Source organism: Clostridioides sp. ZZV14-6150 (assembly GCF_020657875.1).
Taxonomy (GTDB): domain Bacteria; phylum Bacillota; class Clostridia; order Peptostreptococcales; family Peptostreptococcaceae; genus Clostridioides.
The window spans coordinates 43665-69518 of sequence record NZ_JAGWDA010000015.1; the positions used below are offsets into that span (position 1 = coordinate 43665).

The window sequence follows — 25854 nt, forward strand, 5'->3', positions numbered from 1 at the left end:
TACGTAGCGTCAATGTCAATATATAAACTTATACAAATAAATAAGAGAATCATTTAATTTCATATAATATGACTCTCTTGTTTATTTGTAATGTGATGGATTCGTATAATATTTTTAAACATTTATCTTTTTATTAGAATTAATTATGTTAAAGCAAGGATAATATTATCATCTAACTTAAATTCTATTTTAATGTTGTTAGAATAATATTGTTAGCTATTAGCATTAATTTTTTTGTATTAAATACTATATTCTTTTGGTGGCTCCCCTGAAAAATCTGAGATTACAGCCTTAGCATCCTCAAGATAAAAGATTTCAAAAGTAGGATTCTCTTCATTCTTATAGATTGATTTAACAAGCTCACTAGATTCAATTATTTTTTTCTTTATATCCTTATTATCTGAGAATATGACTTTTCCACATAGTCTTATCCAAGTAAATTCAGGAGTTGATGTAGTTATTTCTACATATGGACTTTTTTTAACTTGTTTAAATACATCTTTTTCATTACTTGTACAAAAATATAATTTCCCACATTCTTCAATCATAAATTGGAATGGGCGAACTTTTGGCTTTCCATCAGTTCCTATTGTTGCAAAATATTGAACTGGATTTTCCTTTAAAAACTTTACTACTTCATTCATTTCATCTACCCCCTAAAATAATTTGTTGTATTTTTTATTTCTTTAATAATATAATAAACTCATTAGTATCTACTGTATAGTAAGCACTTTAAAGTACTATAGTTACCTAATAGAAACTATTGGTATATTTCATTTTTAAATACTTATATATTTAAAATAAATTTTTATGCATATTACCTAAAATGATATAATACTTTAAAGAGGATTATTAAAGAAAGGATGTTATGATTTATGAAAAAAGATTTACCTGAATGTCCTGTAGAGATTACTTTACAACTCATCAGTAATCGATGGAAGGTATTAATTATACGAGAACTATTAGATGGTACTAAAAGGTTTGGTGAAATCAAAAAATCTATTGGAAACATAACTCAAAAAGTTTTAACATCAAACTTAAGGTCTATGGAAGAAAGTGATTTAGTAACTAGAAAAATTTATCCAGAAGTTCCTCCAAAGGTAGAATATACCCTAACGGAAACTGGTTATAGTCTTGAACCAGTTCTAAATTCAATGCATGAATGGGGAAATGATTACAGACATAAAGTTATTAACAAATAAAAATAACCGTATCGCTTCACTATGATACGGTTATTTAAAATATTGTAAAATAAATATATTATTTTACAATTTGCACATTTTTAGTCTAATATACTTCAATTATATCTTTATAAGAATCTACCTAAATAAATAATTAGCTACTCTATTTATAAATCCATTTTTCTGCCAATAAATTACATCATCTACTAAAAATGGATTATCTGTAATTATACTATCTACATTTAAATTAATCATTTTTTTCATTAATTTACTACTATTAATAGTCCATACAAAAACTTGTTTTCCTTTTTGATGTATGTTATCTACTACTTTTTTGTTTATAAATGTGGACTCTATTCCATATATATCAACATAGTCCCAGTCATAAAAATTCCCATATGCAACTGCTGTTAAATAACAAGTTACCATATTGGGATTTAATTTTTTAACCCTCTTTAATACATTTTTATTCATTGATGCTACAACACATTGACTATCTAGTCTATTTGATTTAATTAGCTCTAATACTCTTTTTTCTACATCAGTTTTTTCATGACCATTAAACTTTATTTCTATTAGCAATTTTATTTTCCCCTTAGAATACTTCATTGCCTCATCAAGAGTTGGTATTTTCTCTCCAGCAAAATCTGACCTAAAATGACTTCCTGCATCATATGTCTTAATTTCATCATAATCTACTTCCCAAACATTTTTATCTACACCAGTGACTCTTTCAAAATTAGAATCATGAAATAAAATCAACTCTTCATCTTTAGTTTCTTGAACATCAATTTCAGCATATTCAGCTTGAGTTATAAAGGTTTCTTTAAATGCTGCTATAGTGTTTTCTGGAGCAACCAACGCTGAAACCCTGTGAGCCGTTGCTGTTGTGTTATAAAAAAATGAAGTATTAAATAAAATATCATTGTTTAAAGAGTACATCATTGACTCAATATGTAGGACAAATAAAATTACTACTATTTTCAAAGTAACTTTTAATACTGCCCCTATTGAGTTTTTTTGTTTTTCTAGATTCTTTTTATAGACACGAATGTCATTATATTCATAATAAAATGCAGAAATAAATCCAGTACTAATTATAAATATAGCTATTGATGAAATAAATGCTGCATAATCATTAAACATAATACATCTACTAATAAATATATCTTTTAAAAAGTTTGCATTGGTGTAATTTTTAGTCCATATTCCTATCAATATAATAATAACATGATAAATTATATACCCTATGACAGTAACTATTAGAGACAATCCTAAAGAATAAAGTATTAATTTTATTGCTTTTCCTTTTGTAAGGCTAGCACTTTTATTTCTTGCTTCTTTAAAACTATTTGTATTTAGAGTTACTTCATGTATACTAAAAATCCACCTAATAACTGATACATATAATATTAAAATTAAAACTATATAAATTATATTTAGAACAATATTAGAACTTATATAATCCAATATATATTCAGGAAGTTTTATTTTCCCTATAAAACCTGAGGTTAAGGCTATATTCGTTAATGGAACTATTAGTAATACAAACACAAATAATAATATATTTTTAGGATTCAATATGTTTATAGATTTTTTTAAGGATAATTTAATAAGTTTAAACAAAGTAATTTTTTCAGAAATTCGTGATTTATCAAAACAAATAATTACTGAAGTAAATTCAAAAAACATATAAAATGCCAATATTATAATTGACAGTATAGCTAATATTATTGATAGAGGATTCGTTAATATTTCTCCTATGTTATCAGTACTTAAATACACTATATTTGCACTTTTCATAGAACTACTTAATACAAATTTAATTGATGGTAATATAATCAACAAAGCTAATCCTTTATGAAATAACTCAAATAGAATTAATGTACTCCAGTTATATTTCACCAATTTTATAAAATTATTTAAAATTCTCTTTTTCATGATATCCCCTTAATCTTTTTATTATATTTTAACCTGTAAATAACTTAAATATATATTATCTTTTAATAATTTATAATTTAATATCTTATAAATTATTCTATTTACGACTATTCACAAATAAAAAAAGCACTTTCTTCTTCTTAAAAAAGTGCTTTCTACTATTAACTTGTATTTGCTTATATATTTAATATAGTACTAAATCTATACTAACCTAGTTTCATATGTAATATTGGATATGGATTCCCTTGCCCATCTATTTCAGACCTATCAAACTCTTTAAACCCTAAGTGAGTATAAAATCCCACTGCTTTTTTATTTTGTTCATTTACATCAACATATTTTATATTGTATTTATTTATGGCATATAATATTAGTTTTTTTCCAATACCATTACTCCTATATTCACCTTTTATAAATAACATTTCAATTTTATCTTTATCTATTCCCATAAAGGCTTTAATCATATTATCATCTTTTACACAAACCATAGTTTCTACTTGTGTCAAACCAATTTTAACTAATAGCTTCAAAGATTCAATATCTTTTTCTATTAAAAAATCATGTGTTGCTCTTACTGATGATTCCCAAACTTGTAACATCTCTTGAAATTCTTTTGCACTTCTTTGTTTCATTTCAAAAACTATTTCAGAACTCATAATAATCTCCTCTCCATAATTAATATTCTTTTTTATCAAAGATAGAAATTATAAAGGACTATGAAAGTTAATATCATAGTCCTCATTAAATTTAAATATTATCTCTAATACACTTTTATAATTTACATACTTACATTTAATAAATTTACTACAATAATTTACCTTAGTTTATACTAAAGGTGCTTCTATTTGAGTAGTAAAAAGGAATTTATGGCAGTGGCCATCATTAACAGTAGTATTTCCACATACTAAATGAACATGCTTATTAGTTCCTGGTATATTAATTGCTGGACCTGTTGTAACACATATCTTGTGGAAATGGTCAAGAAAATCTACATTATCATTTATTTTATGAACATGATTTGTTCCACCATTTATTGGTATAACTTCACCTGTAACTCCTGCAGCACGATGATTATGTCTATCGTCACATTCTTCTGCTAATTTAACACTTTCTGAGTATTCATGAACATGTGTCATTTCTTCATAGTCATTATAACACTTATTACATTTATTACATTTATTATATTTATAATCCTCATACATATAATCTTTTTCACATTTACAATTTTGATAACTCATTTTTATATCTCTCCTATTATATTATATATTAAGAAATTCCTCTAAAGAACCTCTAATATATACTATGAACTGGAGTCAAAAAAGTTCATATTTTGTAAAGTTATGTAATAATTTAATTATTTATCCCAGTATTTAGGACGTACTAGTATCTCTGGTAACTTTGTATTAGAATCTCCCTTTGCAGTATTAATCTGTAATTGTGTAAGGAATACACTATTTTTAAGATTTGCCCCTCTAATATCGCAGTCTCTTAAATCTGCTCCTATCAAATTAGCACCACTTAAATCTGTCTCCCTTAGATTAGCTGCTATAAGAAATTTACCTTTTAAATCTGCTCCTATTAAATTTGTTTTTCTAAGGTCAGCTCCTATTAAATCCATACTTTTACTTAATTTTTTCTTATTTTTAAAATTGGAACTCTTTACAAAAGATTTGACTTTTTCTAATACAGAGTCACTAGCCTGTGACAATAATGAATTAACCTTTGCTCGATGTGATATTATATCTAAATCTATTAGTTGTTCTGGACTCATATTAGTTATCTTATCAGTTTCTTCAATTATTAGATTAAGTTTTTCTTTGGTTGCATCAGATATATCTAATGTAGATGCTTCTTTAAGATACCATAACATTTCATGTAACTGCCTCATAACTAAAAATACTTCAAACATCTGGTTTGCTAACTCTGGCTCTTGTATCCAGTTTTTTCCTTTGTATGTTACTTGAGCTACCCTTTGACCTGAACCAAAGCAATCATATGTAGTACAACCTCTAAATCCTTGCCTTCTAAGATTTTTATGTACAGAACATTTAAAATCTGATTGTAAGTTAGTACATGGTTTACCTGATTCCTTATTAACAGGAAAGTCTTCTGAAGCAGAGAAATAAAGGGCCACACAACAAAGTCCAAAACACTTTTCACAGTCAATTTTTAAACTTTCAAATAGTTGATTATTATATTTATCTTTATGTATAGCTTTCATATCTATTCTCCTTTTGTTTTTGCATTTTATAAATTAATATTTATTAATAAGTCATTTTTAAACTATTTGTACAAAATTACTTCTTCTTAATTATAAGTTAAAGTGTCCTTTATTCCAATAGTATACAGTAATCTATCAACGTTAATATCTGTAACAATACCTTTTTCATGCCAATGATTTTTGCATCCACAATAATCTAATACTACACATTGAGGAACAAATCCAAAATTTTTCACTTTCCATCCTCCAGATATAAGGTTAAGTACGCATGCTACACCAATTATACCTACATCCTCAACATCTACCATTTGTTTTGTAAAAGCAGTCTTTTTTCTTTTGCATTCAAAAATTCTTCTATATAGCACCTATTAATTATTTCAGCTCCAACCATATTTTTAACCTCTTGACTTCTTGATTAAATTCTCCTGTAGCTGATAACTAATCAATTAGTTTTCTAAAGTTTTTCAGTGTTAAATCTATATTATTTCTATACTCTTTATTCAAAAATATCGTTGCTAAAATTCCTCTACAAAAATCTGCTGTTCTTTTTAGATTGTTTTTTTCCCTTAATTTGGATAGTTTTATAAGCATACTTTTCGGTATTTTCTTTAATGTTATTGATTTATTTATATATATTTTCCATAATAAACCTAAGACTAATAGTTCAAGTACATATTCTATATTACTTCTTACACATTCTATCTCATTTTGATATATAAACGCTCTAAATTCTTCTGTATATATACCAGTAGATTTGGAAACTTTATCTATTACTTGATTGGTAAAAAGTGATACATCTTTATAATATTTATTAGAACTTTCCTCTCTTTCGCATAACGAATAAATTACTATCTCTCTCATATAACCCTCCTATATGTTAGATTTGATTATACTTCTAACATACATTTATTTTTTATTTTAGACTTAACCTATATCCTAAAATATCTTTAAATATTTTGATTATTTTTTAGTAAATAACTCCTTAGTCAATATTAGCTATATTTTAAAATTTATTAAAAATATGGTTATAATTTTTTATTTTAATGAATTTAAAATAAAGTAATTTTTTGAAGATACTTAGTTCTAGTATATTAGGATTTTCTTATTTATATTTATCTTATCACATCTTAATAAAAGTAATTGCTCTTTTCCACGCCTGATTATAATTTTGTTTATAATATAATTTTATGTTACATTTTTAAATTGTATTATTTTAAATTTTGCCTTGATTTTTATCTACATATCTTATACATACAATATCTTATAAATCCAGATAAAAGCGATAATAGTATATTAAGGAGGACAGGTAAAATATTTAGAACCCCCATTGAAAAATAATCTATTACACTCACACAAGAAAATATATAAATTATCCTTTAAAAATCTATAAGCTAAATTTGCCACAAAAAAAGAAAGAAATACTAAGATTTCTTTCTTAACCAATAATATATTCTAGTAATGTACCTTTTTCTATATGCTTATCCATTTCTAATCTTTCATTTGGGTCAAATGTTATCCATAACTTTACTTCACCATTTTTATCACATCCAGCTACTGCTTCTCCATCTTCACTATCTTCACAGCATCTGTACACTATAGGTACTACTTTTTTCATTTCTTCCATTACTTTATTTACATAGTAATCTTGTTTTTCACCTTTTAAAAAATAACACATAAGCTACCCTCCTAATGAATTTTCACTACATTAAAATCTTAAATTTATATCTGTACAATAGCTATATAGATTATTTCATAAATACCACAAATTTTTTATACTATGCTTTTTTGACAACAGAAGACTTTAGTTTCATAGCTCCAAAACCATCTATTTTACATTCTATATCATGCCCATCAGATGGGTCATGAATTAAACGTATACTTTTTGCTTTTGTTCCTATCTTTATAGAGGATGAACTTCCTTTTACTTTAAGGTCTTTTATTACTGTTACAGCATCTCCATCATTTAACACATTTCCATTTGCATCTTTAATAATGTCTGTATCTTCTTCTGCATCTAATCCTAATGTCCACTCATGAGAGCATTCTGGACAAACTAGAAGCGTTCCATCTTCATAAGTATATTCTGAATTACATTTCGGGCAATTTGGCAAATTTTCCATATTTATATGTCCTCCATTTATTATTTTTAATTTTATTTTTAAATATATAAAATTTCTTTTGAGCCTATATGATACCACATTATACTTATATTGACAAATACAGCCCTATACTTAGAAAAGTAAATATCTCTTTTTAATACTTACCTATTGTAGTTAAGTTTATAAAAGAAAAAACAGTCAATCTGTCATACTCAACCGCTTTTAAAAATAAAATTTATTTTTTATCAATCAATATTTCAATATCATTACAGGATTGCTCTAATTCATTTACACTTAGATAATATTGTAAATAGAATTGTCTAATTGCTTCTTCTGATGGCTTAGTATAAATTTTTTCACTTCCTAATACAATTTTTTATAAAATACAATCCAACGAAGATATACTTCTTTGTCCAGCTCGAATGCTAAAGGTGTGGCTATTGTTGATTTACCTAATGCTATAACTTCAAAATTTATTGACATTATTACAAAACTTCAATTTGTAAAGTTGATTTCTTTTAATTTAGGCACTAGGTTTGATTTATTGCAAACAAAACTTGATTCATTTTATACATAGGATAGAATTTATTGTTTCTTAACCATAATTTTCTGATATTTATCTAAAATTTGCCTTCTTTTAATGAAATTATATCATAACTTGAACTTTAAATCAGTCCTTTTCTAAATAGAAAAAATAAGATAAAACCATTGAAATTATGTACAAAATAATAGAAAATCATATACATTTAAATATACTATTTACAGTGTTTTGTAGTAACTCTACAAGTCCGATTGACCATTGCTATTTTTATTTTTTTGATTCTTATTTATGTTATATACTATACACATAAATACTGTATCTATTACTTATAATATAGTTCTCTGTTATACTTTTAAAAGTACTTCCTTCACTAAAAAATAACCACATAAGTAATTATCTTATATGGTCTATGTTAATTATTCATTATTATAAAGTTTTATTTTTAAATATCCTACAGTAGATATACTAAAATTGTTTAAATAAATTTAATAAAATACTTTTCTCCCTAGCTCAATTTATAATCATTTAATATAGCATAAGAAAATAATCCTAATCTAATCCTGTTATCTATTAATGCCTTAAAAATTTCTATTGGACTCATTTCATATACCTCATCTTGCAAATCTATAGGTTTAACCTTTTTAAAATTTAACTTATTCTATCTCTTTTTTTATATATTCCAGTATATAGCTAATTCCCATACCTATAAAACTACCAACTACCCCCCACATAAAATTATCTGTAATGAATCCAATTGATATACCAATTATAAAACCACCTATAATTAAATTATCTGATGGGTCATTTTCTTCCTCATTTTTATCATAATCTGTGATATTATCAGTAGGTAATTTACTTGGTACAATCGTATATTCAACTTCAGTTTTATTTTCATTAACTATCAAATCATCTAAAGTTACATTAAATAGATTTCTTAATAATATTAGATTTTCTATATCTGGATATGTTTTATTAGATTCCCATTTTGATATAGCTTGCCTAGATACATTTAGCATTTCAGCAAGTTGTTCTTGTGATAAATTTCTTTCTTTTCTTAGTCTTTTTAAATTTTCCCCCAAGTTCAACATAATCACCTCATCTCAATTTAAATTATATTTATCTATTGGTTTATTCACAAGACTTATATGGTTGCATCTTGTTAACTATTAGTTGCATTGCTGGATTTATCTACATTTCAAATAATAAAATTATAAATAATAAACCGTATCACTTACTTGTAATACGGTTATCTGTTACACCTATTAGGATATTTTATTTTCTATGTATTGTTTTATAAAATCTAGTGGAGCACCTCCTACAGTGAGGAAGAGGAATTTCTCCTTGTATATTAAAAATAAGCTACTCTACATAAAAAAGAAAGCTGTTACACATCAATTTATAATTGTTCATGCAACAGCTCCGACTTTAAGCTTCTCTTGTATTTTTAATTATTTCACGAATCTTTCTAGCATTTTCAGCAATATCTTCAACGCTACCTTTGGTTAATAACCCACCAAACCCACACACATCAACACCATTTTCCAACCATATATGTAAGTTATCAAGAGTAATTCCACCACTTGCCAATATCGGCATATCAGGTATTGGTGTCTTGAATACCTTCACTAGTTTAGGTCCATAGAAATCTGATATTGGAAAAGCTTTGATAAAGGTAGCCCCTAAACTCAATGCATCTACTGCTTCTGTCAATGATGTACACCCTGGTGCGTAAGGAATTTGATATCTATTACAAGTTTTTGCTACACCTTCATTGTAATTCGGTGCAATAATGAACTGAGCTCCATGTAAAATGGCATGACGAGCTGTTTCGCTATCCAAAACTGTTCCTGCTCCTACACAAAGTACTTTACCATACTTCTTGCTAATCCCTTGAATAATTTCGCCAGCATTATTCAAGGTATAACTCATTTCTATAACTGGTACTCCACCTTTAATACAGCCTTCAGCAATCTCACATGCACGCTCAAGTGTTTCCGCCCTTACAATTGCTAGAGCTCCACATTCTACCATTTTTTTGGTTATATTCATCTTTTTCATATCGTTCACCTCTGTATTCATTAAAGCGTTTTAATCTCTATTTAATTTATTAATATTGCTTATAAGGCATATATTCTCTACACATTAACATGATTGCCTGCTCTATTTATAACACTTTATTAAACGTTGATCTATAATTTTCAACTACTTGCTTAATTTCTTCAAGTACTTCTCCAGTCGGCTCAGTTACAGGAAGTCGTGCAGTTCCAACATTAATTCCATTTAAGACAACAGTTTTCTTTATAACAGATGGGATAGTCCCAAATTTTAGGATACGACGAAGTTCTTCAATACTATTTTGAGCTTTTTGAGCTGCTTTTAAATCACCCTTGATAAAGTTATCATAAATAGCAATATCAATCTCTGTTAGAAAATTTGCTGTGGCTGCTACAGCACCTTGCCCACCAGATTTCAAGGTATCAAGAATAAGGGAATCTGAACCTGAAAATACACTGAAGTCTTCATTCCTAGTTATTTCAATATAAGCTTTTATATTATCAAGCTTACCACTACTATCCTTTATTCCAACAATATTCTTTACCTTAGATAATTCATATACTGACTCAGGTTCAATATTAATTCCTGTCTTACCTGGCATGTTATACATCATAATTGGTAAGTTAACTGCCTTAGCAATAGCTTTATAGTGTAAAATTAATTCCTGTTGTGTTGGTGCCACAAAGTATGGCGTAATAATCGATAATGCACTTGCACCTATGCCTTCCATTCTCTTAGATAAATTTATAACTTCACGAGTTGAATTGCCACCAGTACCAACAAAAACTGGTACACGATTATTAGTATGATTGATAACAATTTTTGCAAATTCAACCTTTTCATCATCTGTAAGTACATGGCATTCACCATTAGTTCCTAAAATAAATAATCCATAGATTCCTCTATCAATTAGATAATCAATCAACTCACATGTTGCATGTGGATTGATATTTTGATTTTCATCAAATGGCGTTATCATTGCACATATAATACCTTTATATTTCATAAAATTACATTCCCTCTCTAATAGACTTTCCAAGACTTCCTCCTGGGTGCCACTTCAAATACTGCTGTGCATCAAGACCTTTAGCGTACTGAAGTGCAACACTTAATGATTGTAATACTATAGTTTCAGCAAGAATTGACGCACGAGGAGCCTTATTAAGGCAATCGCCTTCCTGTTTAACACCTGCAAATAAAAATATATCAGAAGAATTTTTTAAGTATGAATCAACATTGCCACTTACACCAATTATTTTTGCTCCATTTGCTTTTAATGTTTCAACAGTTGCTTTTAATTCTTTAGTTTCACCACTATTAGATATTGCAATAACAACGTCACCCTCAAGTACTTGACCACTTGACCCATGTACTGCTTCTGTACCATGCAATATATATGCTGGTGTCCCAGTTGAAGAAAGCAATGAGGAAATATATCCTGATACATGGCCTGGCTTACCAATACCAGTTACATGCACACGTCCATGATTCCTTTCTGCTTCGAAAATTAAATCACGTGCTTTGTTTATAGATACTTCATCTATTGAAGCAATGAACGTCGCAACTTCATTAGATAGATTCTCTAGAAATACAGGTAATGTATTTTCTACCATAGATTTATCCTCCTTAAAATTATAATGGTAATACCTATTGTCCTTGTATAATATTAATATGTCTTAGATAGGTTTTATAAATTGTAAAATATTATGTAATATTGAACCAACCACGTTATAATCAATGTTAGGGAAAGTTGCACCTTCTATACCAAGTGTCCCATAAACTGGATATAGTATAACTGGTAAGAATGCAAGAAATAATCCTACAACGAATGAGCCAACAATAGCTCCTCTCCATCCACCTGATGCATTACCAAATACTGCAGCTGTACCACCTGAAAAGAAACATATATGAGCGGCTGGAATAATTACTACAGGGAATATATTAGGAAGTGATGCCATAATAACAATTGCTAATAGACCAGCAGCATATGCTGAAATAAATCCGATAATAACTGCATTTGGTGCGTATGGAAATACTGTTGGTACATCTAATGCAGGACGTGAACCTGGAATATATTTTTCTGAAATAATTACGAATGCTGCAGTTATTTCAGCCAAGAACATACGAACACCTGACATTAATATTGACATACCAGCTACGAATGTAAATGCTTCTATAAGAGGGAACACCAACCAGTGTGTTGAGCCAGCAAGTTCCTGAGTAAATGCGTGACCAGCTTTTAATGTTGCTACATAGAATAAGATTAGCATAACTATAGACAGACCCATTAAGAAATCTCTGAATATTGATAACCACTTAGGAAATTTAATCGTTTCTGTTGTTTCTTCTTTATGCTTTGAAAATAAACGACCAATATAACCTGATAAACCATAGCCAATCATGTTGAAGTGACCAATAGCTTGTTCATCCCCACCTGTTAGTTCACGCATAAATGGCTGACAGAATTGAGGTAATGCAGCAGACATAAATCCTAAGATAGTACCACCTACTAAAATAGTAATTGTATTATCGAATCCATGTGCTTTCATAATCAAAACTAATACACAAGAAAAGAATAAACTATGACCTGTTGTAAAGAAAATATTTTTGAATCTTGTAATACGTGCAAAAACTAAGTTTAATATGAATCCAAGAATCAATGTACATGAAACTGCAAAACCATATGTACCTTGTGCAAGTGCAGTAGCTGCTTCTGGTGAAGCTATAACACCTGTAATTCCAAAACCTTGTTGGAATAATTTATTGAAGTTCTGTAATGCTCCAGTCATAGCTGAAGCACCAATACCAAATATCAAGAAACCTATAAGTGTTTTTGAAGCTCCAGTAAATACTTCAACAGCTGGTTTCTTTTGAAGAATCAATCCTATAAATGCAACTACACCAAGTAAAACAGCTGGTGTACTCAATAAACTAATAATAAACTCCATAAATAGCCCTCCTTATTCTATTAAATTTTATTTTTCTTTCGATGCAAGAAATTTTTCTAATGCCGTTTTAATTTCATTACGGTCAACAATATTGTGAATTCCAATTATATCAAATTTCAAATCTTTATTTTTTAACTCTTCAGCAACATCAATTAATGTTTCTACAGCATCTCCATTGAATCCATTTAATGAGTCTAATGAACCATGCTCTACTTCAATTGGAAAATTATTTTCCTTAATAATTTGTTGAGTCTTTATTTTTAACATCAAACTTGAGCCAACTCCTGCTCTACATGCGATTAAAATTTTATACATAATTAAATCCCCCTTTTATAATTCGTGTTTTTTTATAAAATCAATAATTTCATTGGCTTCCTTAGCATTATCTAAAACTCTAAAGAATTCCTCTTCTTCCAATAATTCAACTAACTCAGACATAGCACGTAAATGACTATTATTATCTATTGCACTTAAGCAAAATACATATTTTACAGGGTCATTATCATCATTTCCAAACTCAATAGGATTTTCTAAAGTAGCAATCCCTATTGCAATTTCTTTTGACCCTGCTTCTGGCCTAGCATGTGGAAGCGCCACATGTTTTGTAATTACTATGTATGGTCCAGATGCCTTTGCTGAGTTAACCATAGCATCGACATAGTCTTCAGTTACTTTATTATTTTCAACTAAGACAGAAGCTGACTGTCTAATAGCCTCCTCCCAATCTTTAGCTTTTATCCTTAGTTTTATTAGTGTTTCATTAGTAATGTCACTTAGCATAGGTCCTTCTCCTTCCTTAGACGTAAAATTTTCTATCTGTGTAAAATAAGCTAATAACTCACTTGAAAGCATACTCTCAGAAGTTACTTTTGCATATTTTTTTATTATATCCATAACCTCATCTATTTTAGGTTGCCTTAAAAAAATATCACCCAATTGAATGTACACTTCACGTGTAACCTTATATTTTTCTTTTGGGGTCATAACAGGATTAACTTTAATTACTGGAACGTCTGTTTTTAAACTCTCTGCCTTATAATTAGTAGTAAACACAATGTCTACAGATTCACTGATATTTCCCAACTCAGAGGATTCTAATATTGGTAGAAAATGCAAATCAGGGAACAAGCTTGTAAGTTCTGCATGTAAAATAGCTGAACTACCAACACCATTTGAACAAACTATCAATGCTCTCCTTTTTCTAGGTCCATCAAACTCTTTTTTATCTGAGAAAAGGGTTGCAAAATGCATAGTTAAATACGCTAATTCCTCTTCTTGAATGTCTTCTCCAAATAGCCCACAAAACTCTTTCATTGCATTACTCACAATTCTGTAAACTAATCTATATTCTTCTTTTACCTTTTCACAAATTGGATTATAAATAGGCAATTTAAATAAAAGTCTGTAATAGGCTGGTCTAAAATGAGAATATAGTCTCTTAAATATTTTTTCTTGGCTTATATAATAAACTCCACTTAAATATCCAAACTTTGTCATCATTTTATTTACAATTTTTGAAATAACAGCTCTATCTTCTGTATCTTCTTCATCATTTCCTACTGATATACCTAAAATCCAAGCACTAATATACATTATATTATGAGATTTTATCTTCTCTTTACTCTCATATACTTCTAATAGTTCCCTAGCAAATTTGTATTCCTTCATCGAACTCATGACTGCAATATTAGGAATATCTATATTTTCTTGAATAACTATTCTATTTGAATACATTCTTGCTTTTAGAAAGATAAAGATATATATGAACTCTATTAATCTATCTTCAACAAAAGTAATTTCATATTTTTTTACAAGCTTTAATATAATTTTTTTAGCTTCTTCAAAACTATCTAACTTATACTCTTCAATAAAAATATCAAATACTCTTGAACTTTTCTCATTAGATAGCGTTTCTATAATGTTTTTAATAAGTACTCTTCTAATTTCCATCTCATTCCCGACTAAGTAATATCCGTTTATACGATTGTTCTTAACTTTAATGTTCTTTTTCTCAAGCCCTGGTATCAAATCTTTAAAATCAAGATTTACAGTAGACCTACTTACTTTTATAGAATCTATAAAATGATTAATTGAAATATCCTCCAGATTAATAAAAAGCATTAAATACATATATAAAATTCTTTCTGTTTTGCTAAAGTAGTAAGTATTCTTAGAATAGTTTTTTTCTAGGATTTCTTTAATTGCATCTTTTGTATCTTTTTTAACAATAATATCTTTATCAGCTCTTAAATATATAAGTGGTACTTTTTTTACTTTAAGTATGTCATTGATTTTATTTATTCTATAAGTAATTTGCCTTTTTGATGCATTAGATTCTTCTTGTAGTTCATCAGCTGTAATCAATGTGCTATTTAATAAAATCTGAAGAATTGATACAATTTCTTTGTCCACTTCTATTAATCCCTACTTTCTTATTAAGATTAGTCTTTATATTATCGCTGGATTTTCATCACCTCCACAATATTTATTTTATTTGATAATTTTAGCCTTTTCAATTTCATTTAAGTCTAACTTTTGTTTTAGATTAAGACAAAAATTAAACTTATCTAAAATACAAACTATAATACAAGTATATATTCTATACATAAAATACATAAAAAAAGAGTTTCTTAAATAAAGGAACTCAAGAAAAATTAGATTTAAAGAAATAAAAATCACATCAATTTTACATAAATTATTACACCTAAAATGGCACATCAATTCAAATTAATGTGCCTTATTTAGCTAAATTTTCTTTCTTATATAGTAGTATATACTTATCTATTTCATTCTTTTAAGTGTTTCTTCTAAAGAAATACACTCTGCATATCTTCCATTCCATATAAATTCATTGTAGTATTTATATGATTGTTCTGCTGACATAAATGAATTGCCAACAGTTGTATTTGCATAAGCTGGAACTATTATATTAAATCCATGCTCAAATCCACATTTTATAGTGGCATCAATACAGTAATCTGTTTGAAGTCCAGTGACAATTACATCTTTTTCGCTCTTATTTGTTAAGTATTCTAATAAACCTGTTCTCTTAAAAGAACTATTTACTTCTTTATCAAATATTTTTTCTTCATTACATGGTTTAAATTTTTCATATATTTCAAAACCATCATTACCCTTAGTTAATTCATTTTCAGCCCCATCATCATGACGTATGTATATTACTTCTATATTATTTTTTCTTGCTGTATCAATTAAATTCTCTACGTTTGCTACAAATCCATGAAAATTATACAACTTTTCATTTGTTATTAGTTTTTGTGTATCAACAACCAATAAAACCATATCTATTCCTCCAGGTTCCTAAAACAATTTCTTTATATTTTATCATAACAGTAAATAATATCCTATAAATTTTTTATTTATAAAAAACCTACTAAAAATAGAATCAGATTTAAGAGAATGCTTACAAATATTTTTCACTTAAAATTAATTAATAAGTAAGGGAGAATCATATCACTCATTTATGACATGATTCTCCCTTACACTCTTAAAGAGTTTGTGTTGTGTTTTTAGAAAACTTTTTATATAGTGCATTTCTTGGATTTATAGCTATCAATACAATTGCAAATACCAAATATAATATTGCATAGTATTTTATAAGTTCTATTAAACTTCCACTAATTATCCCAATTAGAAAATTAAATAGTTGATGTATTATAATAGATACTAACAAAGTTTTATTTAAATTATAAAAAGTTGCCACTATAATACTAGTTGATATAATCGCAATCATAAAAAATATAATATATTTTATTAAATCAATCCCTGTAAATCCTGTTGTAAACCATATTGGTAAATGCCACATCCCCCACCAAAACCCTACTATTATTGATGCTTTTAAAGTAGAATGTTTTTTCTGAAGTTCACTTTGAACAAATCCTATCCAACCTAATTCCTCACCTAATGGACCTGCAAATAAATTTTTTAAGAATAAATATATAAACGCTCCCCATGATGAAACTGTGAAGCTAGGCATTATTCCATGATTTTTAGATGTTAATATAAGTATAACTACTATAGCTATTAAAACTTGTATACTAATTACTATAGATACTATTGAAAATTTAAATTTATTTCTAAATCTATCTTTTACATATACTAGAAATTTTTCATCTGGGTAAATTTTTTTAAATAATATCATAAATGCAAAAGTTGATGACCAGGCTGATATACACAAAGTAATGTCAGATACCACTGTTGGAAGTTTTAACATTCTAGTTGCTAATGCTAATAAAAAAAGTGGTAAGAAAATTATATTTGTTAAAATAATAAAACTTACTATAGGTCTTTTTAATGTTTTCTCTACTCTCATAAGAACCCTCATTTCAAATTAATATTTAACTGCTATATAAGTTATAATTGCTTATACAATGAGTTTAAACCTATGAGTAAGTCTCAGGTCAATGTTTTTTATATTATTTTTTTATAGGTGCATATATTTCTAAAAATATGCGTTCAAGCCCTTCTTCGTAAGTAGTAAGCAATATGTTAACATAGACTATTCCAAGTAAGTCATATCCATTTTCTATTGCTATTTTTCTTAATCGGTCTTCCACCTTATCATCAATATTTTCTCCTCCAGTTGACCATCTTCCATCTTCAATAATAGTATAAATGCAATTTGGATGAGCGAGAACTTCACCTTCTATGTTTTTGTCAAAGCCCTCTATTTCTTTTACAATTATAAACATCTCTCCTGTTATGCCTTCTTGACTAAAACTTATTACTCTTCTTAAAGCAGTTAATGTAACTGCTTTTTTTAGACTTTCTGTATTCTCTCTTAAAGTTTCATATTCATCATATTCAGTAACACTTTTTATTCTACCCTTTACTTCTAAAGGTTTCATTTCTTTTATTGCGTATTTCCCAAAATATTTTTTAATTTTGTCACAGTCTTCTTTAATTAACTGAATCTTTTTTAAAAGAAGCTTTTTATATTCTATTTCTTCCAATATGATTTGTTCTTTCTCTTCTAGCAAAAGCTCTAAATTATTTATACTCTTGCTTTTCATTATTTCTTGAATCTTTTTAATTTCGATATCAATTTCTCTATAAAAATTTATCGTTGTAATATCATATATATCAAACTGATTATATTTTCTATATCCATTTTCATCATTTTTCTTAGGTTTTACTAATCCCTTGTCTTCATAAAATTTTAGTGTATCTCTAGATATACCTAAAAATTTAGATACTTGTCCAATTGTATACATTGTATTCTCCTATTATTGATATATGCTCTTTATGTTCATTAAATTGCTTCCTATTAACAATTCCAGCATCTTCTAAATCTCGAATTGTCAAAATCAGCTTAGTATTTCTTAATCTTTGGAATTACTCTTTTTATTTCTCCAAAACATGAGTACACCATTTCTCATCTAATAATTCTAGTACATTTTTAACTGAGTATTTATCTATTTTTACCTCTATTATCAGTAAGAGATTCTTGTCCATTAGCTTTATATTTCCTAAGCCAAGTGTAAACTTGTTAATATGATAAGTTATAAATATTATCTTGTCTACATATTTCTAATAATAATACTTTACTTACAATATATTCTTGCACATATTTAATTTTTATTTCAAAAGATTTCCTAGACATAAAAATATTCCCTTTATTCTAACAGTTTTATTATTTCAACTGTCTACCATAAAGGGAACATCTTAATCTTTAAATACACTCTAAATTCTTTTTTAACAAATATTATCAATTTATTCTAATGCTGTTATTTCATATTTATTAGCCTTATTTATCATCAATATAAATATAAAACTACATATAACAGCTATAACCATTACTATAAATGTTGAATAATTAAGAATATCACCTAAAAATTGAAATCAATCCAACAACTTGTAGCTATTGTACTTGCTGATACATATTGTCCAACTTCAATTGCCACACCACTTACTTGAGATACTATGGCTAAACCGGATGCCTATAATAGTCATTGTGCACCACTTGCTTGTTATGAATTATAATTTTTATCTCATTGGAATATATCCACGATACTGTGAATATGCATCCATAGTTGCTATATCGCCTAAGAATACTGATGCAATATTAAATTGCGGCTTTAAATATGGGAACTCTTCTTCTTGTGCCCATTCTGGCTTTTTGATAAATGATTTTGTCCCTTCAACCACAGCTTTATACCATTCTTCTTCTCCTTCAAACCATAGTTCTACTACACGATCAAAGGCAGTTGCTCCATAGTTAATCATAATTTTACTACTTACAAAACGATTAACATAACAGCAGTTTGTAAAGTATGGAACTACTTCATCATAGAACCATTTTTCTCCTTCTTCTTTAGAAATGCCATCTGGATACTTAATCATAAATTGCCAGCGATAGTTTGGTCCATCTTGTACAGTACGCCCTTTTCCTCTAAAATCTTCTTCCCAGTTTATTGGAACAAAAGCAAATATAAATGGTGGACATCCGTTATCCCCACCTACTGCACGTCCTGCATCTCCACTTTCTGCATTCTCATGAACTTTTTTATTCTCCACATCTGGTATACACCCTTGCCAACGGAGAACATCCATAGGCATGTATTCTGTCATAATTCTATTTGCCATTTCAGGCATATGTTCATCTACAATCCAATAGTGCTCTGTTAATTGCATCTTACGTACACCAAAACGTTCGCCTTCATCTGGTGTAGGATACGCTTGATAAAAAGCATATTTAGTACAATATGGTCCAAAATTACTAATACTATCTGGAATATGGTAGCGATATAACCAGTCCATTAATTTAGGTCTATACTCTTCCTTAGCAAGTCCTACATATATTAAACTTCTCATTATTTTAAATTCAAATCCCATAAACATTCTCCTATAATCAAATTATATTCACATGCTTTCAATTTCCCGTTTTTTTATCTTTCTTCAAAATACACATAGTAAATAAATCTACACCTGCTCCTACATACCACACTCCTACTACCATAGCCACAGCAATTTGAATATAAAGACCTTGTAAGTTAATAATACTTTCACCTGTCATAATAGTTAGACCTATGGCCCAACCACAAAGCCATGCTGGTAGGAATATTATTTTTTCAAATAAAGATGCAATTATAACTGCAAAAAATCCTAATATACTAAGAGTTAAAAATAATTCTAGGTTTGGATTGAAATTCATACACTCCATAATTAAAATGGCCAAAACTGCCCATAAATCTCCACACCAAAAACCGAACATTATTTTTAATCCATCTTTTCGTTTATTACCATTTGTTACATATAGTCCTGCACAAATAAGTGCTACAGCTCCAGTTTTTATTCCTATATAAGGTGCTAACACTGCCCATAAAGGAGGTAGTAAAGCAATCCCTATAGCTAGTGTTAATATTTCTTTTTTCTTTCTATCCATTTCCTATATTATAATTAATAGCTTCTATAGCTTGCCTCATTCCCACCAACCTCATTGCTATTGGATTTGCAATCATAGATACTATAAATTTTAATTATTCTCCTAATGAAAGTTCAACATGCTTTTCTTTTGTTGATGGTTCTATAAAATTGTAAGCTGTTTTTCTTTCTTTAAATTCTGGTGTTTTACGAACTTCTGCATAATGGCCTTCCATTTTCTTAATATCATCACCATGTATAAACTTGCCTGCTAAAGTATCATGAGCATGACCTAATTGTTCTTCTTGGAAACTAAATACAGTTTTTCCACTTGCAGTATCTAATTCTCCAACTATACCACATAGAGCACATATTGATTTTTTAGTACCTGGCTCAAGATAGAATAATCTATTATTACAATGTGGACAGACTCCTTCTTCTCCTTGGTATAAAGCTTTGTCAAAATCTTTTGCTGCTTCAACTATGTTTAAACCTATTTGATGAACTTGAGCAAGTTTTGAGTCATCCATTACTAATTCCTTTGCCCATGGGAACCAAGCATTATCTATAACTTTCCACATTGGTATTAAGGCTAGCATAGCATGCTCACATTGAACTCTTGTACCCCAGTCTGATCCTCCTATTCCCATGAATGATATTACTTTATCATTAAGCATTCTTGGGTCTGGAATTTTTCCTCCTGTAGCTTCTGCAACTTTTGTTCCTATAATATTATTTCCTCTATCTGCTCTTGGTCCAAAACGATCCATTATAGTATGGAATAATCCTGATGCTCCTTCTTCAAAGATAGGGTCTGAAACTACTATCCCATCTGCACCTTTCATTTTGTCAAGTAACCATTCAAAATCATCCTTTAATACACACATACTACCTTTTCCAGATAATAAATTCTTAACACATGCACAACATCCAGTACAATGTTTAATGTTAAGAGATGACATTTGAATAAATTCTACTCCAGCTCCTGCTTCTTGAGCACCTTTAAGTGCCACTTTACACATTGTGTCATTATTTCCATTTTTTGTTCCAAAAGAAATACCTAGTATTTTCATTTTCAACTCTCCCTCTTTAGCATTTATTAATATTCTTTCATTTTTAATATATAGAATCCATCATCTAAGGCATCTATGATGATGTAACCTCTATCATCAACAATAAGATCTTCTGTTACTGCCAAGCGTGGTCCAGGGAATCCTGGGAAATAAGATTCTTCTGGTGTTTTATTTGGATTTGGTGGTATAAAATATGCTAACTCTTTGATGTAATATGGATCTGATACATCATAAACCCTTAATCCTGCATGGAAATAACAACAATATACTCTATCTCCTCTTTGCTCTAACCATGGTTTATTATCCATTGGCTCATGAAGGTTATGTGGTCCAAATGGCCCTGGTTTTCCTAGCCCTGCAACATTAAAGTTAGGATATGGGAAATCCTTCGGTACTTCAGGATATGGGAATTGAGCAATTAATGTTGGTCTTGTTGGATTACTAACATCAACCATATGTATATTATTCATGGCTTGAACATCTGTAATATTCTCTGGCTTAAAAAATTGGAAACGTTCTCCCTCATTTTGCACAACAACTAAATCTCTTTCTGGTAATGGTAGTGCTGTATGAGTTCTTGCTCCTGCAAGTCTACTAGAAAATGCAGGCATAAATGGTAATTCACCTAAACATCTTGGTCTTGTTAAATCCTCAACATCTAGTACAACTAAACCTGCTCCACCATAACCACAATATGCTTTTCCATCTCTTACAAATGGAGGTCCATGAAGCCATCCTTTATCCATAAATTCTGGACAATGAGCTGCCCCTGGATCAAAAGTTCTATTTGGATATCCATCTGCATATTGGTCTGGTCTCCACCACTTACCTATTTCCACTGGATTAGTTGGATCTATTATATCTATGACTCTATAAATCAAACCTTCAAAACCAACACAATCACTTGATAAATGGACATATCTTCCACCATTATACATAAATCTATGGACACCCATTACATGCTTTAATCCACAATCCCAGTATCCTAAAAACTTAGGATTTAAAGGGTCTTCTTTTAAACTATATATTCTAATTCCTGCTTCGCACTTAATACTTGCTAATTTAGCTTGGTCAACAAGTGCTCCTGGCCCACTTCCACAGCTCATAGCTACTATCATTAAATCATCTGCTATTTGAATTTTTGGAGTTGTTGTTGTAGGGTACTCTTTTGGATCTAACATTTGAAAATGTTTTATAAAGTGTGGATTATAAGGATCTGTAACATCACTAATCATTACTCCATTTTTTTTGCTTCCTCCAAAACAACATCCATATAAATAGTATTTTTCATCTCTTTTGTACAGAGCCATTTGAAACATTCCACAAGTTCCATCTAAGTCATTAAAGGAACAAACTTCAAGGTTTTTAACATATCCGTTATTTCCTTTTCCTTTTGCGTAAAATTTATCCTCCATTTTTTCTCCTTTCTCATTTAAAATATTATTAATTGGTATACTTTCATTTTATGGGACAAACTTACTTAAATCCAATATCGTTTTCATGGGAATATATAAGTTATTCTTATTAATAAGTTTATAAAATCTAGTATAAAGATATGTTTAAAACATATATTTTTATACAAATATTTTCCAATATTCTTTAAAAGTAAATTTTCTTATACTATAATAAGTTTTAATTATATATAAACAATGTTTACAAACAATCAAGTTTAAATAGGGGTGATTATTTGAATACTAAACAATTAGAATATTTTATATCTGTAGCAGAAAATCTAAGTTTTACCAAAACAGCAGAAAAGTTTTATATTTCCCAAACTGCTATTACACAACAAATAAAAGCTTTAGAAGAAAAAATAAATGTAACTCTATTTACAAGAAGTAAACGACATGTTGAACTAACCCCAGCTGGAAAAGTTTTTTTATCTGAGGCACGTACTATAATAAAAAATATCAATGATGCTATTGAAAAAACACAACAATTTGCACATGGTTCTTTTGGAACTTTGAGTATTGGAATCTTAATAGGATATGAAAAAAACAAATTTCAACAATATTTAAAAGAATTTTCTAATACATACCCTAATATATCTATGGAAATTTGTACTAACGAGATAACTGAACTTTTAAACTTAGTGAAAAATAATTTTATGGATCTTGCCTTTGTTATTAATCCAGAAAATCAACCATTAAAAGATTTTGAATATAAAACTGTAGAAAGATATTCTTTGGTAGCTCTTTTACCCCCTGGTCATCCACTTTGCAATGAGGATTATATTGATTTAATTGAGCTACAACATGAGAAGTTTATTTTTGTAAAGGAAACAGGCGATGAATATGGGCAGAAGTCCATGATACAAAATAGATATCGTGAAGCGGGATTTGTACCTAATGTTGTGCAACGTTCAAATGATCTTAATACTATTGAATCATTAGTTGCCTCTAATATGGGTATATCCATTTTACCTTCATTTTGTGTTGTAGATACTATGATAAAGCAGGATATTGCAATTGTACCCATAAATGAAGTACAAAATAGAATAGAAGTTGTAGTTGTATGGAATAAAAACAATACAAATCCAGCATTAGAAAAATTTATTTCTATAATATAAAATTAATTAATATTAACTATAAAAATAGCATTAACCATCTTTCTATGGTTAATGCTATTTTCTATCTACTTATTATTTAATTTTTCATTCATTATTAATACTATCTCAATATATCTAATTTTTCATTGTTCATAAGTCTAAATACGTGATTCGTACTTACTAAAGAATTATCCCCATAAGTTGTATGGGCTAGCACTGAACTAGCAACCCCGAACTCAACTATATCTTCATTGCTCATCTTTTCCAAATATGAATATATAATTCCTGCTACATATCCATCTCCAGCACCAACTCTGTCATATATTTCTAACTTATATTCCTTACTTTCAAAATAGCCATCATTATTTGATATATATCCCTTTATAAATCTATTGTTCATATCATCAAATCTTCTCATAGTTCCAGCCACAATTTCTATATCATACTCTTTTTTAATCAATTCTGAACTCGATTTTATATCTAGAGCGTCTATATTAAGTATTTTATTTATATCTCTATAGCTAGCAAATAATCCATGGCAATATGGTAGTATTTTTTTATAATCATCTACTAAATTATCATAAGTCTTGTCTGGATTTAGCGATTGTCTAAAATTAAAATCAAAGAATACTTTTATCCCCTTTTCATAAGACTTTTTAGCTAGTTCTAAAGCAATCTCTTTAACTGAATCTGTAAGTTGCATAGCAATCCCACATATGTGGACTACATCTATTCCTTCTAGACAATTATCAATATCATATTCTTGTAGCCTACTCTCGCAAAATGAACTATTTAGCCTATTTAAATAAGTCACTTCTGAAGGCCTTTCTCCATATCCAGTCTCAAGAAAATATACTCCTATATGATTTCCTCCATATGTAATAAAATCATCTTTTACTCCAAGCTTTCTTATGTTTGCACTTGATGCTTTACCTACATTGTTATTAGGCAACTTTGTTAACATATAGGTATTGTATCCAAAATTTTGAAGTCCAGATAATATATTTAACCCTGTACCTGTAATTACATAATTTAATTGGTCTGTTTGTGTTAAAAACTTATAATCAGGTACTGAAAGTCTCATCATTATTTCACCAAAAGCTAATATATTCATAAATCTACCCCAATAATTCTTTTATTATTTTGTAAAGTGTTTTTATATCTTCTACTTTTGTACAACCTGTTTCTTTATCAATTATTGATGTATAAACATGAGGTATAACTTTTTCTACACCATTATCAAGTGCAATTTGAACTATCTCTTTGAAGTTATCTAAGTCTATACCTCCTGTTGGCTCTAGATAAAAGTCATGCTTTGCACAAGCTTTTGCAACTTCTATATATTCATCTTTTGTTTTAAGCCCTCCCATTGGGAAAAACTTAACTGAACTTCCTCCCATATCCTTCATCATAGCTATAGCTGTCTCTATAGGAACTATACCATCTTCCTCCTTTGAGCTTAATGGACCTGTAGATATCTTTACAAATCCTGGCTTACCAGTTGGAGAAACTAATCCATTTATTATGCTATTGTCTTGACCAAGTAATGCTCTAGATGTAGCTATACCTGTAAATACTTGGTTTATATGTTGTGGTTGAAGTTCTTTAGAAATTTGAGATACCATATTTGATTGATTTGGGTCTCCAGCTCCAAGTCCTACAGATACTGCATTATCTATTTCCTTTGAATACTTTTTCATATCTTTAATAGCTGCTTCTACAGTACTATAATTCTTCGATAGTACTCCTACTAATACATGCCCATCGCAAGCATCATATACTTCTTTAGCATTTTTTATGTTTCCTGCAAGAACATTTAAACAAACTCTATCTTTATAATATTTTGGTGTACAATTCATATTAA

27 protein-coding genes and 1 pseudogene are annotated in these 25854 nt (G+C 28.6%); 2 read left to right on the forward strand and 26 right to left on the reverse strand.

Annotated features, from left to right (window positions below; translation table 11 throughout):
• Positions 1-239: 239 nt before the first annotated feature.
• The gene (locus KGF41_RS16000; RefSeq protein WP_227850641.1) at positions 240-644 is read right to left on the reverse strand and encodes a pyridoxamine 5'-phosphate oxidase family protein; all 405 of its coding nucleotides are present in this window, start codon (positions 642-644) and stop codon (positions 240-242) included.
• 231 nt (positions 645-875) lie between these two features.
• Here KGF41_RS16000 and KGF41_RS16005 point away from each other — a divergent pair, with 231 nt between their 5' ends.
• The gene (locus KGF41_RS16005; RefSeq protein ID WP_227850640.1) at positions 876-1202 is read left to right on the forward strand and encodes a winged helix-turn-helix transcriptional regulator; all 327 of its coding nucleotides are present in this window, start codon (positions 876-878) and stop codon (positions 1200-1202) included.
• Positions 1203-1319: 117 nt separating this feature from the next.
• On the opposite strand, the gene KGF41_RS16010 is transcribed toward KGF41_RS16005, so the two are convergent.
• The 23 genes and pseudogenes from KGF41_RS16010 to KGF41_RS16115 all read right to left on the reverse strand — a co-directional run bounded on the left by KGF41_RS16010 (position 1320) and on the right by KGF41_RS16115 (position 22857).
• A complete protein-coding gene (locus tag KGF41_RS16010) occupies positions 1320-3122 on the reverse strand; it encodes a glycerophosphodiester phosphodiesterase (RefSeq protein ID WP_227850639.1) in 1803 nt (600 codons plus the stop codon).
• 206 nt (positions 3123-3328) lie between these two features.
• Positions 3329-3778 carry an acetyltransferase gene (locus tag KGF41_RS16015; protein ID WP_227828619.1) on the reverse strand — a complete coding sequence of 150 codons (450 nt, stop codon included), beginning with the start codon at positions 3776-3778 and terminating at the stop codon, positions 3329-3331.
• Between the two features lie 168 nt (positions 3779-3946).
• Complete coding sequence (locus tag KGF41_RS16020; protein WP_227842924.1) at positions 3947-4360, reverse strand: YmaF family protein; 414 nt, start codon at positions 4358-4360, stop codon at positions 3947-3949.
• Between the two features lie 116 nt (positions 4361-4476).
• On the reverse strand, positions 4477-5343 hold the full coding sequence (locus KGF41_RS16025; protein ID WP_227828617.1) for a pentapeptide repeat-containing protein: 867 nt from the start codon (positions 5341-5343) through the stop codon (positions 4477-4479).
• Positions 5344-5429: 86 nt separating this feature from the next.
• Positions 5430-5651: a DUF116 domain-containing protein gene (locus tag KGF41_RS16030; protein WP_227842922.1), complete on the reverse strand. Its 222-nt coding sequence runs from the start codon at positions 5649-5651 to the stop codon at positions 5430-5432.
• A gap of 130 nt (positions 5652-5781) precedes the next feature.
• Positions 5782-6204: a hypothetical protein gene (locus KGF41_RS16035; protein WP_227828615.1), complete on the reverse strand. Its 423-nt coding sequence runs from the start codon at positions 6202-6204 to the stop codon at positions 5782-5784.
• A gap of 574 nt (positions 6205-6778) precedes the next feature.
• Positions 6779-7018 (reverse strand): hypothetical protein, encoded by a 240-nt coding sequence (locus KGF41_RS16040; RefSeq protein WP_227828614.1) that lies wholly within the window; start codon positions 7016-7018, stop codon positions 6779-6781.
• 100 nt (positions 7019-7118) lie between these two features.
• On the reverse strand, positions 7119-7463 hold the full coding sequence (locus KGF41_RS16045) for a zinc ribbon domain-containing protein YjdM (protein ID WP_227828613.1): 345 nt from the start codon (positions 7461-7463) through the stop codon (positions 7119-7121).
• Between the two features lie 1173 nt (positions 7464-8636).
• Entirely contained in the window at positions 8637-9071 is a 435-nt protein-coding gene (locus KGF41_RS16050) for a helix-turn-helix domain-containing protein (RefSeq protein ID WP_227842921.1), read from the reverse strand.
• Positions 9072-9408: 337 nt separating this feature from the next.
• On the reverse strand, positions 9409-10041 hold the full coding sequence (locus KGF41_RS16055) for a ketohydroxyglutarate aldolase (protein ID WP_227850638.1): 633 nt from the start codon (positions 10039-10041) through the stop codon (positions 9409-9411).
• Between the two features lie 106 nt (positions 10042-10147).
• Positions 10148-11044, reverse strand: a complete 897-nt coding sequence (gene dapA / locus KGF41_RS16060) for a 4-hydroxy-tetrahydrodipicolinate synthase (protein WP_227842933.1) — start codon at positions 11042-11044, stop codon at positions 10148-10150.
• Between the two features lie 4 nt (positions 11045-11048).
• Entirely contained in the window at positions 11049-11651 is a 603-nt protein-coding gene (locus KGF41_RS16065; protein WP_227828610.1) for an SIS domain-containing protein, read from the reverse strand.
• A 63-nt stretch (positions 11652-11714) separates the two neighbouring features.
• The gene (locus KGF41_RS16070; RefSeq protein ID WP_227839123.1) at positions 11715-12986 is read right to left on the reverse strand and encodes a PTS ascorbate transporter subunit IIC; all 1272 of its coding nucleotides are present in this window, start codon (positions 12984-12986) and stop codon (positions 11715-11717) included.
• 27 nt (positions 12987-13013) lie between these two features.
• A complete protein-coding gene (locus KGF41_RS16075; RefSeq protein WP_227828608.1) occupies positions 13014-13301 on the reverse strand; it encodes a PTS sugar transporter subunit IIB in 288 nt (95 codons plus the stop codon).
• Positions 13302-13316: 15 nt separating this feature from the next.
• Positions 13317-15398 carry a BglG family transcription antiterminator gene (locus KGF41_RS16080; protein WP_227856980.1) on the reverse strand — a complete coding sequence of 694 codons (2082 nt, stop codon included), beginning with the start codon at positions 15396-15398 and terminating at the stop codon, positions 13317-13319.
• A 369-nt stretch (positions 15399-15767) separates the two neighbouring features.
• Entirely contained in the window at positions 15768-16289 is a 522-nt protein-coding gene (locus KGF41_RS16085) for a cysteine hydrolase family protein (RefSeq protein WP_227828606.1), read from the reverse strand.
• A 205-nt stretch (positions 16290-16494) separates the two neighbouring features.
• The gene (locus KGF41_RS16090; protein ID WP_227828605.1) at positions 16495-17319 is read right to left on the reverse strand and encodes a CPBP family intramembrane glutamic endopeptidase; all 825 of its coding nucleotides are present in this window, start codon (positions 17317-17319) and stop codon (positions 16495-16497) included.
• A 103-nt stretch (positions 17320-17422) separates the two neighbouring features.
• Positions 17423-18220: a MerR family transcriptional regulator gene (locus tag KGF41_RS16095; RefSeq protein WP_227856981.1), complete on the reverse strand. Its 798-nt coding sequence runs from the start codon at positions 18218-18220 to the stop codon at positions 17423-17425.
• A 197-nt stretch (positions 18221-18417) separates the two neighbouring features.
• A pseudogene (locus tag KGF41_RS21190) lies at positions 18418-18486 on the reverse strand (hypothetical protein); the annotation flags it as partial.
• 506 nt (positions 18487-18992) lie between these two features.
• Positions 18993-19847 carry an acetyl-CoA hydrolase gene (locus KGF41_RS16100; protein ID WP_227828603.1) on the reverse strand — a complete coding sequence of 285 codons (855 nt, stop codon included), beginning with the start codon at positions 19845-19847 and terminating at the stop codon, positions 18993-18995.
• Between the two features lie 31 nt (positions 19848-19878).
• The gene (locus KGF41_RS16105) at positions 19879-20391 is read right to left on the reverse strand and encodes a DUF1097 domain-containing protein (RefSeq protein WP_227828602.1); all 513 of its coding nucleotides are present in this window, start codon (positions 20389-20391) and stop codon (positions 19879-19881) included.
• 94 nt (positions 20392-20485) lie between these two features.
• A complete protein-coding gene (locus KGF41_RS16110; RefSeq protein WP_227828601.1) occupies positions 20486-21442 on the reverse strand; it encodes a flavodoxin family protein in 957 nt (318 codons plus the stop codon).
• Positions 21443-21468: 26 nt separating this feature from the next.
• The gene (locus tag KGF41_RS16115; RefSeq protein WP_227828600.1) at positions 21469-22857 is read right to left on the reverse strand and encodes an LVIVD repeat-containing protein; all 1389 of its coding nucleotides are present in this window, start codon (positions 22855-22857) and stop codon (positions 21469-21471) included.
• A gap of 272 nt (positions 22858-23129) precedes the next feature.
• Here KGF41_RS16115 and KGF41_RS16120 point away from each other — a divergent pair, with 272 nt between their 5' ends.
• Positions 23130-24011 (forward strand): LysR family transcriptional regulator, encoded by an 882-nt coding sequence (locus KGF41_RS16120; RefSeq protein WP_227828599.1) that lies wholly within the window; start codon positions 23130-23132, stop codon positions 24009-24011.
• Between the two features lie 100 nt (positions 24012-24111).
• Here the strand turns inward: KGF41_RS16120 and KGF41_RS16125 are convergent, their stop codons facing one another.
• On the reverse strand, positions 24112-25104 hold the full coding sequence (locus tag KGF41_RS16125) for a sugar kinase (RefSeq protein WP_227828598.1): 993 nt from the start codon (positions 25102-25104) through the stop codon (positions 24112-24114).
• A 4-nt stretch (positions 25105-25108) separates the two neighbouring features.
• Positions 25109-25849: a 2-dehydro-3-deoxy-phosphogluconate aldolase gene (dagF, locus tag KGF41_RS16130; protein WP_227828597.1), complete on the reverse strand. Its 741-nt coding sequence runs from the start codon at positions 25847-25849 to the stop codon at positions 25109-25111.
• Positions 25850-25854 lie beyond the last annotated feature (5 nt).